At 41.8% G+C, this 11,820-nt stretch carries 20 protein-coding genes; all 20 read right to left on the reverse strand.

The window, feature by feature from the left end:
- Nucleotides 1–21: 21 nt before the first annotated feature.
- Entirely contained in the window at nt 22–591 is a 570-nt protein-coding gene (rplF, locus tag B5F71_RS09230) for a 50S ribosomal protein L6 (protein WP_022038668.1), read from the reverse strand.
- Between the two features lie 13 nt (nt 592–604).
- A complete protein-coding gene (gene rpsH / locus B5F71_RS09235; protein WP_022038667.1) occupies nt 605–1,000 on the reverse strand; it encodes a 30S ribosomal protein S8 in 396 nt (131 codons plus the stop codon).
- A 58-nt stretch (nt 1,001–1,058) separates the two neighbouring features.
- Nucleotides 1,059–1,358, reverse strand: coding sequence for a 30S ribosomal protein S14 (gene rpsN / locus B5F71_RS09240; RefSeq protein WP_022038666.1), 300 nt, complete (start codon nt 1,356–1,358; stop codon nt 1,059–1,061).
- Nucleotides 1,359–1,364: 6 nt separating this feature from the next.
- The gene (gene rplE, locus B5F71_RS09245; RefSeq protein WP_022038665.1) at nt 1,365–1,922 is read right to left on the reverse strand and encodes a 50S ribosomal protein L5; all 558 of its coding nucleotides are present in this window, start codon (nt 1,920–1,922) and stop codon (nt 1,365–1,367) included.
- Nucleotides 1,922–2,245, reverse strand: a complete 324-nt coding sequence (gene rplX / locus B5F71_RS09250; RefSeq protein ID WP_013617995.1) for a 50S ribosomal protein L24 — start codon at nt 2,243–2,245, stop codon at nt 1,922–1,924. The genes rplE and rplX overlap by 1 nt, the downstream gene beginning before the upstream one ends.
- A gap of 23 nt (nt 2,246–2,268) precedes the next feature.
- Nucleotides 2,269–2,634, reverse strand: a complete 366-nt coding sequence (gene rplN / locus B5F71_RS09255; protein WP_022038664.1) for a 50S ribosomal protein L14 — start codon at nt 2,632–2,634, stop codon at nt 2,269–2,271.
- A gap of 2 nt (nt 2,635–2,636) precedes the next feature.
- A complete protein-coding gene (gene rpsQ, locus B5F71_RS09260; protein ID WP_022038663.1) occupies nt 2,637–2,894 on the reverse strand; it encodes a 30S ribosomal protein S17 in 258 nt (85 codons plus the stop codon).
- 12 nt (nt 2,895–2,906) lie between these two features.
- Complete coding sequence (rpmC, locus tag B5F71_RS09265) at nt 2,907–3,104, reverse strand: 50S ribosomal protein L29 (RefSeq protein WP_022038662.1); 198 nt, start codon at nt 3,102–3,104, stop codon at nt 2,907–2,909.
- A 7-nt stretch (nt 3,105–3,111) separates the two neighbouring features.
- Nucleotides 3,112–3,543, reverse strand: a complete 432-nt coding sequence (gene rplP, locus B5F71_RS09270; RefSeq protein WP_022038661.1) for a 50S ribosomal protein L16 — start codon at nt 3,541–3,543, stop codon at nt 3,112–3,114.
- A gap of 21 nt (nt 3,544–3,564) precedes the next feature.
- On the reverse strand, nt 3,565–4,296 hold the full coding sequence (gene rpsC, locus B5F71_RS09275; protein WP_022038660.1) for a 30S ribosomal protein S3: 732 nt from the start codon (nt 4,294–4,296) through the stop codon (nt 3,565–3,567).
- Between the two features lie 6 nt (nt 4,297–4,302).
- Nucleotides 4,303–4,710, reverse strand: a complete 408-nt coding sequence (gene rplV / locus B5F71_RS09280; protein WP_022038659.1) for a 50S ribosomal protein L22 — start codon at nt 4,708–4,710, stop codon at nt 4,303–4,305.
- Between the two features lie 40 nt (nt 4,711–4,750).
- Entirely contained in the window at nt 4,751–5,020 is a 270-nt protein-coding gene (rpsS, locus tag B5F71_RS09285) for a 30S ribosomal protein S19 (protein ID WP_013618002.1), read from the reverse strand.
- Nucleotides 5,021–5,047: 27 nt separating this feature from the next.
- Nucleotides 5,048–5,869 carry a 50S ribosomal protein L2 gene (gene rplB, locus B5F71_RS09290; RefSeq protein WP_022038658.1) on the reverse strand — a complete coding sequence of 274 codons (822 nt, stop codon included), beginning with the start codon at nt 5,867–5,869 and terminating at the stop codon, nt 5,048–5,050.
- Between the two features lie 8 nt (nt 5,870–5,877).
- Entirely contained in the window at nt 5,878–6,171 is a 294-nt protein-coding gene (gene rplW / locus B5F71_RS09295; protein WP_087209579.1) for a 50S ribosomal protein L23, read from the reverse strand.
- A gap of 21 nt (nt 6,172–6,192) precedes the next feature.
- A complete protein-coding gene (gene rplD / locus B5F71_RS09300) occupies nt 6,193–6,822 on the reverse strand; it encodes a 50S ribosomal protein L4 (RefSeq protein WP_022038656.1) in 630 nt (209 codons plus the stop codon).
- Nucleotides 6,822–7,439, reverse strand: coding sequence for a 50S ribosomal protein L3 (gene rplC / locus B5F71_RS09305; RefSeq protein ID WP_087209582.1), 618 nt, complete (start codon nt 7,437–7,439; stop codon nt 6,822–6,824). The genes rplD and rplC overlap by 1 nt, the downstream gene beginning before the upstream one ends.
- 20 nt (nt 7,440–7,459) lie before the next feature.
- Nucleotides 7,460–7,765 (reverse strand): 30S ribosomal protein S10, encoded by a 306-nt coding sequence (gene rpsJ, locus B5F71_RS09310; RefSeq protein ID WP_005941888.1) that lies wholly within the window; start codon nt 7,763–7,765, stop codon nt 7,460–7,462.
- Between the two features lie 99 nt (nt 7,766–7,864).
- Nucleotides 7,865–9,982: an elongation factor G gene (gene fusA, locus B5F71_RS09315; RefSeq protein ID WP_087209585.1), complete on the reverse strand. Its 2,118-nt coding sequence runs from the start codon at nt 9,980–9,982 to the stop codon at nt 7,865–7,867.
- Between the two features lie 32 nt (nt 9,983–10,014).
- Nucleotides 10,015–10,491, reverse strand: coding sequence for a 30S ribosomal protein S7 (rpsG, locus tag B5F71_RS09320; RefSeq protein WP_022040834.1), 477 nt, complete (start codon nt 10,489–10,491; stop codon nt 10,015–10,017).
- Nucleotides 10,492–10,629: 138 nt separating this feature from the next.
- On the reverse strand, nt 10,630–11,037 hold the full coding sequence (gene rpsL, locus B5F71_RS09325) for a 30S ribosomal protein S12 (protein WP_022040833.1): 408 nt from the start codon (nt 11,035–11,037) through the stop codon (nt 10,630–10,632).
- Between the last annotated feature and the right edge of the window lie 783 nt (nt 11,038–11,820).

Below are 11,820 nucleotides of genomic sequence, written 5' to 3' on the forward strand. Positions count from 1 at the left end.
TATTATACGATTTAATGTGAATTATTTAGCGCCAGCCGACTTACCAGACTTTCTACGAATTTCTTCACCAACAAACTTAATACCTTTTCCTTTATAAGGTTCAGGCTTACGGAAAGAACGTATTTTTGCACACACCTGACCAAGCAGCTGCTTGTCACAAGATTCCAATATAATAAGAGGGTTCTTATTTCTCTCAGACTTAGTTTCCACCTTAATTTCAGGAGGCAACTGTATAAAGATATTATGCGTATATCCTAAAGCGAGGTCAATGATATTACCATTGTTTGACGCACGGTAACCTACACCGACCAATTCCAATTCCTTCTTATATCCTTCAGAAACACCCACAACCATATTGTGCACCAATGCACGATACAAGCCATGATATGCATGACGTTGTTTCAGATCGTCAAGCATTGCGTTTTCATTTTCTTTCAACTCCACATGTCCGTCTGCAATCGTCACCTCAATAGCGGGATTGACATACTGACTCAACTCACCTTTAGGACCTTTTACACTAACTACATTATCCTTCAGAGTTACAGTAACTCCGGCAGGGATAACAACTGGCAATTTACCTATTCTTGACATAGCTTACCCTCCATTAATATACATAACAAAGAACTTCACCGCCAATTTTCAACACTGAAGCTTCCTTATCTGTCATTACACCTTTGGAAGTAGATATAATAGCAATACCTAATCCATTAATAACTCTCGGCATGTCCTTATAGCCAGTATACTTACGCAAACCTGGAGTGGATACTCTTACAAGCTTCTTGATAGCATTAACCTTATTTACGGCATCATACTTCAAAGCTACCTTAATAGTACCTTGAGGACCATCTTCCACAAATTTGTAATTCAGGATGTAACCTTTGTCAAACAGGATTTTTGTAATCTCCTTTTTCAGATTTGAAGCAGGTACTTCCACCACTCTGTGCTTTGCACTAATTGCATTTCTCAACCTTGTGAGATAATCTGCGATTGGATCTGTCATAAAACTAATTGTTAAATTAATCAGGACTACCCTGACAATATTTAATAATAAACACTAATTACCAACTTGCCTTCTTTACACCCGGTATTAAACCACTGGATGCCATTTCACGGAATTGGATACGTGAAATACCGAACTGACGCATGTAACCTCTAGGACGACCTGTCAGCTTGCAACGATTGTGTAAACGAATCGGATTTGCATTCTTAGGGAGGCTTTGCAATTTCTGTGCCGCCTCAAACGCTGCAACAGGATCACCTGAATTGACAATTTTTTTCAGTGCAGCACGTTTTTCTGCATATTTGGCTACCAGCTTCGCTCTTTTTACTTCACGAGCTTTCATTGATTCTTTTGCCATATCTAATCAGTCTTTTTTAGCGTTTTTAAACGGTAAACCGAATTCTTTCAACAATGCATAACCTTCTTCATCAGTCTGAGCAGAAGTCACGAAAGTGATATTCATACCCATAATCTTGGCAATGCTATCGATATTGATTTCCGGGAAAATGATTTGCTCCTGAATACCCAAGGTATAGTTACCACGACCGTCAAACTTACTTTCAATACCTTTGAAGTCACGGATACGCGGCAAAGCCACACGCACAAGTTTTTCAAGGAACTCATACATTCTCTCACGACGCAAAGTCACCATCACACCAATCGGCATTTTTTTACGCAATTTGAAGTTTGCGATATCTTTGCGTGATACAGTTGCCACTGCTTTCTGTCCTGTAATAGCAGTCAACTCATTGATGGCAACATCAATTATTTTCTTATCAGCAACAGCCATACCCAAGCCCTGATTGATTACAATCTTCTTGAGTACAGGAATTTGCATAGTCGAAGAATACTTGAATTGATTCTTCAATGCAGGAGCGATACGCTCTGCATATTCTTTCTTAAGGCTAGCAGTATTACCCATTATTTAATCTCCTCTCCCGATTTTTTAGCATAACGAACAAATGTTCTTCCATCAGAACTTTCTCTTCTACCAATACGTGTCGGTTTACCTGTCTTCGGGTCAACCGGATTCAGGTTAGAGATGTGAATCGGAGCTTCCTGTTTCACAATACCTCCCTGCGGATTCTTTGCATTCGGTTTAGTACTCTTGGATACCATGTTGATACCCTCAACCACTGCACGTCCCTCTTTTACAAGAACTTTCAACACACGTCCAGTTTTACCCTTGTCTTCACCAGAGTTTACGTAAACTGTATCGCCTTTCTTAATATGTAACTTACTCATTACGACTTAACTTTTTAACAAAATTAAAGTACTTCAGGTGCAAGTGAAACCACTTTCATATTCACACTACGCAATTCTCTCGCTACCGGTCCAAAGATACGACTACCTCTAATTTCGCCCGCATTGTTCAGCAACACACATGCATTGTCATCAAAACGAATATAAGAACCATCAGCACGACGGATTTCTTTCTTAGTACGTACGACCAAAGCCTTAGATACTGCACCTTTCTTAATATCACTTGATGGGATTACGCTCTTTACAGAAACGACAATCACATCTCCTACAGAAGCATAGCGTCTTCTCGTTCCGCCCAATACACGAATGCAAAGAGCTTCTTTTGCGCCACTGTTATCACATACTGTAAGTCTGGATTCTGTTTGTATCATAATTACTTCGCTTTTTCAATTATTTCAACCACTCTCCATCTCTTAGTCTTACTCAAAGGACGAGTTTCCATGATGCGTACAGTATCACCTACAGCACATTCATTCTTTTCGTCATGAGCATGATATTTTTTCGTCTTCGAAACGAACTTACCATAAATCGGGTGTTTCTCCTTAAATTTGGCAGCAACAGTAACAGTCTTATCCATCTTGTTGCTAACCACAACACCAGTTCTTTCTTTTCTTAAATTTCTTACTTCCATAATAAGACCTTGTTATTTGTTGTTGAGTTCTCTCTGACGCAATTCTGTCTTCATCCGTGCAATCGTTCTACGCAAAGTTCTGATTTGTGCAGTATTTTCCAACGGAGAGATTGAATGATTCAACACCATTTGGTTATAATTAGCCACTTCTGTCTGAATTCTTTCAGCCAATTCACTGGTCGGTATTTCTCTAATTTCTGCAATCTTCATATCTCAATTAAGCATTTTGACTTGCGTCGTAATCACGTCTAACAATAAACTTAGTAGTCACAGGAAGTTTTTGTGCCGCCAGGCGCAAAGCTTCTTTAGCTACATCAAAAGATACTCCTTCCACTTCAATCAGGATACGACCCGGAGTTACAGGAGCAACAAATCCTTCCGGATTACCTTTACCTTTACCCATACGTACGTCAGCAGGCTTACGAGTAATCGGTTTGTCCGGGAAAATGCGGATCCAAATCTGACCCTGACGTTGCATATATCTAGTTACAGCAATACGAGCTGCTTCAATCTGACGACCCGTAATCCATTTGGTCTGCAAAGATTTGATTCCAAAAGAACCAAATGCCAACTGATGACCACGCTGTGCATTACCTTTGGCGCTGCCCTTCTGCTGTCTTCTGAATTTTGTCTTTTTCGGTTGTAACATAATTCCTAAAATTCAAATTCGTTAGCGATTGTTATTTTTCTTTCTGCGGAAATTCTTGCCACTGTTATTTCCGTTTCCGCCACGGCCGTTTTCTTTTGCCTGTGTAAAGTTAGGAGCCAACTCACGTTTTCCATAAACCTCACCCCGGCAAATCCATACCTTAATGCCCAGCAAACCGACCTTTGTCAATGCTTCAGCCTGACAGTAATCAATGTCTGCACGGAAAGTATGCAACGGTGTACGACCTTCCTTATACATTTCAGAACGCGCCATTTCTGCGCCATTCAAACGACCAGAAATCAAAACCTTAATACCTTCAGCACCCATGCGCATCGTATTGGCAATAGCCATCTTAATAGCACGGCGGTAAGCGATTTTACCCTCTACCTGGCGAGCGATGTTGTTTGCAACGATAACAGCATCAAGTTCGGGACGCTTTACTTCGAAGATATTGATTTGGATATCTTTATCGGTGATCTTCTTCAACTCCTCTTTCAACTTGTCAACTTCCTGACCACCTTTACCAATGATAATACCCGGACGAGCAGTACATACAGTAATTGTCACCAATTTCAGAGTACGTTCGATTACGATTCTAGAAACGCTGGCTTTTGCAAGTCTGGCATTCAGATATTTACGAATTTTGCTGTCTTCCAGCAAAGCATCACCATAATTCTTGCCACCGTACCAATTAGAATCCCATCCTCTGATAATTCCTAAACGGTTGCTTATCGGATTAACTTTCTGTCCCATCTACGTTTAATTTTTATCATTAGTATTTTTAGCATCAACAAACAGAGTCACATGATTAGAACGTTTGCGAATTCTGTAACCTCTACCCTGCGGAGCCGGTCTCATTCTTTTCAGAGTAACTCCTTCATCAACAAAAATCTTAGTCACATACAATTCGCCGTCTTCAGCCTTGCGCTCGTTTTTCGTTTCCCAGTTTGCAATAGCAGAGCGTAACAATTTCTCAACTTTTGCAGCTGCTGCTTTTGAAGAAAACTTCAAAACGCCAAGTGCACGATTTACTTCCATTCCACGAATCATATCTGCAACCAGACGCATCTTACGTGGAGAAGTAGGCACATTTTGCAATTTTGCAAAATACATGGTTTTACGGGCTTCTTTTCTTTTCTCAGCCGATATTTTTTTTCTTGCTCCCATTATTCTTCACTTTTTATTATTTCAAAAAGCTCCTGTCCGTTTATTTTTTCTTGTTACCAGCATGGCCACGGAATGTACGTGTCGGGGCAAATTCACCCAACTTGTGTCCCACCATGTTTTCTGTAACATAAACAGGAATAAATTTATTTCCGTTATGAACTGCAATAGTATGCCCAACGAAATCAGGCGAAATCATTGAAGCTCTGGCCCACGTCTTAACAACTGACTTCTTGCCACTTTCATTCATGGCAAGCACTTTCTTTTCCAGTTTTACATTAATATATGGACCTTTTTTTAATGAACGACTCATAATTTTCTCAGTTAAAATCAGTTGTTATTACTTTCTTCTTTCAATTATATACTTAGAAGACTGTTTCTTCGGAGATCTTGTCTTCAAGCCCTTAGCATACAAACCTTTGCGTGATCTCGGATGACCTCCAGACTGACGTCCTTCACCACCACCCATCGGGTGATCAACAGGGTTCATAACAACACCACGGTTGTGCGGACGACGTCCCAACCAGCGAGAGCGGCCTGCCTTACCAGAAGACTCCAACGCATGGTCAGAGTTACCTACACTACCAATAGTAGCCTTGCAAGCACCCAAGATTTGTCTCAATTCGCCAGAAGGCAATTTAACCACACAATAACGTCCCTCACGAGAAGTCAATTGAGCAAAATTACCAGCCGATCTTACCAGTGCAGCTCCTTGTCCCGGACGCAATTCAATGTTATGAATTACAGTACCGACAGGGATGTTATCCAACGGAAGCGCGTTACCAATCTCAGGCGTCGCATCCGCTCCCGACATCAATGTGCTGCCTACTTGCAATCCATTAGGAGCAATGATATATCTTTTTTCTCCGTCAGCGTAAAACAACAGAGCGATACGAGCCGAACGGTTCGGATCGTATTCAATAGTTTTAACAACTGCCGGAACACCGTCTTTGTTTCTCTTGAAATCGATGATACGATATTTTCTCTTATGACCGCCACCTATATAGCGCATTGTCATCTTACCTACGTTGTTACGACCACCCGTAGAACGCTTTCCATACACAAGAGATTTTTCTGGTACCGATGCAGTAATCTCTTCAAAAGTACCAATAATTTTGTGTCTCTGCCCCGGTGTTGTGGGCTTAAATTTACGTACTGCCATCTTCTATATCAAATATTACTATAAAAATCAATAGTATCGCCTTCTTTCAAGGTAACAATTGCTTTCTTGAAAGCGTTCTTGCGACCTTTGATCAAGCCTGATTTTGTATAACGAGTTTTGTTTTTCCCTTGATAACGCATCGTGTTTACATCCAACACGGTCACGTTATACAAAGCTTCGATTTCACTCTTAATTTCCAATTTGTTGGCTTCCGGACGTACGATGAACCCGAAACGGTTGTTCATCTTATCTGTAATAGCCGTCATTTTTTCTGTAACCAACGGTTTAACAATCATTCCCATATTACTTTCAGCCTCCTATAATTATTTAATTAAGGTTTCCTCGATAGCTTTCAATGCATTCTCTGTAACAACAAGAGTTTCTGCGTTCAATACCACATAAGTATTCAGCGCAGAAGCAATCGCCAAATTTGTACGCTCTAAATTACGAGCTGACAAATATACGTTTTTATTTGCTTCCGGCAAAACCATCAGTAACTTCTTACCAGCTACTTTAAGATTATTCACAACATTTACGAAATCTTTTGTCTTCGGAGCTTCAAATGTGAAGTCTTCCACCACAACAATGTTATTTGCCTGAGCCTTATAAGACAAAGCAGACTTACGGGCCAACGATTTCACTTTCTTGTTCAACTTAAAGCTGTAGTCACGAGGTTTCGGACCAAACACACGTGCACCGCCAACCAACAGCGGAGAATTGATATCACCGCGACGTGCACCACCGCCACCTTTCTGACGGCCCAATTTACGAGTAGAACCACTTATTTCACTTCTTTCTTTTGACTTGTGAGTACCCTGACGCTGATTAGCCAAGTACTGCTTTACAGCCAAATAGATAGCGTGGTCATTCGGAGTGATGCCGAAGATGGCGTCATTCAAGACAACTTTTCTTCCGGTATCTTCACCTTTAATATTTAATACATTAACTTCCATTATTTCTCAATTATTACGATTGAACCTTTGTAACCTGGAACAGAGCCCTTAATCAACAGCAGGTTATGTTCAGGAATTACTTTTAATACTTGCAAGTTGTGAGTAGTAACTCTACCACCACCCATTTGACCTCCCATGCGCATTCCTTTGAACACCTTTGCGGGATAAGAACATGCACCGATAGAACCCGGTTTGCGGGCACGGTTGTGCTGACCGTGAGTAGTCTGACCTACACCACCGAAGCCATGACGTTTAACGACGCCTTGAAAACCTTTACCCTTCGATGTTCCGATTATATCCACATACGGAGCATCATTGAACAGTTCTACGGTAATTGTGTCACCTAAATTCAATTCTTCTGAGAAATCTTTGAACTCGGCCAAGTGTCTCTTGGGAGTTACTCCTGCTTTTTTGAAGTGACCCATCAGCGGTTTGGTTGTATGCTTTTCCTTCATTTCCTGGAAGCCCAACTGAACAGCTGCATAGCCATCTTTTTCTACGCTCTTAATCTGAGTAACTACACAGGGACCAGCTTCGATAACAGTGCATGGTACATTCTTACCATCAGCACTGAAAACGGATGTCATTCCGATTTTCTTTCCTAATAATCCTGGCATTTCAGTTAATTTTTAATTCATTAAACTTTAATTTCTACTTCTACTCCACTCGGCAATTCCAATTTCATCAATGCATCCACTGTCTTGGCAGTTGAGCTATAGATGTCAATCAGTCTCTTGTAAGAAGACAATTCGAACTGTTCACGCGACTTTTTATTAACGAAAGTCGAACGGTTTACTGTAAAGATACGCTTATGAGTAGGCAATGGAATCGGACCGCTCACAATAGCACCTGTAGCTTTTACAGTCTTTACAATCTTCTCAGCAGACTTGTCTACCAAGTTGTGATCGTAAGATTTCAATTTAATTCTGATTTTCTGACTCATTTTCCTTTTATTATATTAATAGATGATTATCCAATAAGATGAAGCATGAGGGTTAAGAGTCATTCGCTAACCCCCATAGGCTTCAAGCTATTTTTTTGATTATACCAAATCGGTACGGCCTTTCACTTCTTCCAGAACAGCCTTAGCGATAGAAGAAGATACTTGAGCATGATGGTCGTAACTCATTGAAGAGGTTGCACGACCCGAAGTAATCGTACGCAAGGCAGTTACATAGCCGAACATTTCTGCCAGCGGAACCATCGCCTTCACGATACGGGCACCCGAACGGCTTGTCTCCATACCTTCTACCTGGCCACGACGTTTGTTCAAGTCACCGATTACGTCACCCATATTTTCTTCCGGAGTAACGACTTCCAGCTTCATAATCGGCTCCATCAATACAGGACCTGCCTTCACGCAAGCGTTCTTATAAGCCTGGATGGCACAGATTTCGAATGACAGCTGGTCAGAGTCTACCGGGTGGAACGAACCATCTTTCAGCACAACCTTCAAAGAGTCGAGCGGGAATCCTGCCAACACACCATTCTTCATAGCTGTCTGGAAACCTTTCTGTACAGAAGGAATGAATTCCTTAGGCACATTACCACCTTTCACCTCATCGATGAACTGCAATCCACCTTGTGTCCAGTCTTCGTCAACCGGTCCTACGGTAACGATGATATCGGCAAACTTACCGCGACCACCCGACTGCTTCTTATACACTTCACGCAATTCCACAGTCTTTGTGATAGCTTCCTTGTAGTTTACCTGCGGACGGCCTTGGTTACATTCAACCTTGAATTCACGTTTCAAACGGTCGATGATGATATCCAAGTGAAGCTCACCCATACCCGAGATGATGGTCTGACCGGTCTGCTCGTCTGTGCGTACAGTAAAGGTCGGATCTTCTTCAGCCAGCTTAGCCAAACCGTTAGACAGCTTGTCCAAATCTTTCTGAGTCTTCGGCTCTACTGCAATACCGATAACCGGTTCCGGGAAATCCATAGATTCCAATACGATCGGAGCAGTTTCGTCACACAGTGTATCACCGGTGCGGATATCTTTGAAACCTACCCCAGCACCAATATCACCAGCACTAATTACCTCTACCGGATTCTGCTTGTTAGAATGCATCTGGAACAGACGCGAAACACGTTCTTTCTTTCCAGAACGAGAATTGTAGATATAAGAACCTGCCTCAACCTTACCAGAATAAACACGGAAGAAAGTCAGACGGCCTACATACGGGTCGGTAGCAATCTTAAATGCCAAAGCAGCAGTTTTTTCATCTTCGCTCGGCTTACGGTCTTCTTCAGCTCCGGTAGAGGGGTTTGTACCCACAATATTCGGAGTATCCAACGGAGAAGGCAAGAATGCACATACATAATCCAACAATGTCTGCACGCCCTTATTCTTAAACGAAGAACCGCACAACATCGGCACGATTTCCATCTTCAAAGTTCCGGCACGCAAAGCACGCAGGATTTCTTCTTCCGTAATCGTAGAAGGATCATCGAAGTACTTTTCCATCAAAGCTTCGTCGAACTCAGCTACTTTTTCCAGCATTTTATCGCGCCATTCATTCGCTTCGTCAACCAAGTTTGCCGGGATATCCTCTACCTCATAATCGGCACCCATGGTTTCATCATGCCAATAGATAGCTTTCATCTTGATCAAGTCAACCAATCCCTTGAAGTTTTCTTCGGCACCGATAGGAACAACTACCGGACACGGATTAGCGCCCAATACATCTTTCATCTGACGTACCACTTCGAAGAAGTCCGCGCCCGAACGGTCCATTTTGTTGACATAACCGATACGGGGAACATTGTACTTGTCAGCCTGACGCCATACCGTTTCCGACTGCGGCTCAACGCCACCTACGGCACAATAAGTAGCAACAGCACCGTCCAGCACACGCAACGAACGTTCTACCTCAGCAGTAAAGTCCACGTGCCCCGGAGTATCGATCAAGTTGATCTTATACTTGTTGCCCGCATAATTCCAGTAAGTGGTTGTAGCAGCAGAGGTAATCGTGATACCACGTTCCTGCTCCTGTTCCATCCAGTCCATCGTAGCAGCGCCATCATGAACTTCACCGATTTTGTGAGTTAAACCAGTATAAAACAGAATACGTTCTGAAGTAGTGGTTTTACCGGCATCGATGTGAGCCATAATACCAATGTTACGGGTCAAATGCAAATCATGTTTAGCCATTTTCTGTTCCTTCTTAAATTAATTATACTTGATTAGAATCTGAAGTGAGCAAATGCACGGTTAGCTTCAGCCATACGGTGCATATCTTCCTTACGCTTGAAAGCACCGCCCTGTTCGTTATATGCATCCAGAATTTCAGCAGCCAATTTGTCAGCCATCGATTTTCCACCACGTTTACGTGCAAAAGCGATCAGGTTTTTCATTGAAATAGACTCCTTACGTTCGGGACGGATCTCAGTCGGAACCTGGAAAGTGGCACCACCAATACGGCGAGACTTCACTTCCAACTGAGGAGTTACATTGTCCAATGCTTTTTTCCACACTTCCAATGCTGATTTTTCTTCGCCCGGAAGCTTTGTTCCTACCACATCCAATGCTTTGTAGAAGATTTCGTAAGAAGTATTCTTCTTACCGTCATACATCAAGTGGTTTACAAATTTAGAAACCTTCGGATCGTTGAATACGGGATCCGGAAGAATGATACGTTTTTTAGGTTTTGCTTTTCTCATTTTGTTTTGATAATAATGTTTAGTTTGGGGCTGCACCTTTTGTTTTCTTCAACGCCTCCTCCGAGACATTTACTCAACCTTAAAGCTTTCCTGCAAACCAAAACGGATTAATAATTTTCTGTATACCCGCAGCAGATATTACTTCTTACCCTTTCCTGCCGGAGCTGCCTGTCCCGGTTTCGGACGTTTAGCACCGTACTTAGAACGTCTTTGCGTACGTCCTGCCACGCCGGCCGTATCCAATGTGCCACGAACGATGTGATAACGTACACCCGGAAGGTCTTTCACACGACCGCCACGTACCAATACAATAGAGTGTTCCTGCAAGTTGTGGCCTTCTCCCGGAATATAAGAGTTCACTTCCTTAGAGTTTGTCAGACGCACACGAGCAACTTTACGCATTGCAGAATTCGGTTTCTTCGGAGTTGTAGTGTAAACACGCACACATACACCACGTCTTTGCGGACATGAGTCAAGTGCCGGAGATTTACTCTTCTCAACCAAAACCTTTCTTCCTTTTCTTACTAACTGTTGAATAGTAGGCATTTTGTTTGATTTTTAATTATTTATATTGTTATATTTATTTTGTTTTCCTATATCAAGCCGAAACTATACATTTCGGGCTGCAAAATTACAAATAACTTTTTAATACACAAACTGTTTTTGCATAAAATTCTGATAACGATAAAATTTTCTCCTTTCTTTTCCGCAAACTGATTAGTCAGAGAGAAAGGCATAGAGCTTACCCAGCCGGAGAACATCCGTCACAAACTCCAAAGATGACAATACGGATCATTATACAATGACTTTCAGGATTCTATGTCCCAAGAGAAGAATCATCCCTTTCCCGTAGATATAAAATTGTGTAAAAAGGTTAAATAAATATTTAGATCTCATGTATATATTCATTTGAGGACGAAGATATATTCACAAGTCATTCCAGTTGACTGCCACAATCCACAAAGATAACTGAAACGGCAAAATGGAACAGCCGCAGATAACTTCGCCTGGTGTAAGATTATTAATCTTCCGCTTGTAAGATTAATAATCTTGCAGCCTGAAGATTAATAATCTTACAACGGATGGACTTATATGTATGTGCCGACGCACCCATATCCGCGGGCTTCCGCAGCCAACTGCGCCTTGCTATGATACTATCTAGAAAAACGGCAATCAGCAAGCATTGGTTCGAATGCCTACGAAATTTCATCAGACAATTAAGAAGCTGTTTTGAATTTCTCCAAAAAGTTTTTCTTGGCTTGATGTATACGTTTTCGTGTGTGCTTTGGGCGATTTTTTGGTCTTTTTCGCTCCTGTTCTTCGTCAGAT

It is taken from the genome of Bacteroides sp. An269 (assembly GCF_002159755.1).
GTDB lineage: Bacteria > Bacteroidota > Bacteroidia > Bacteroidales > Bacteroidaceae > Phocaeicola > Phocaeicola intestinalis.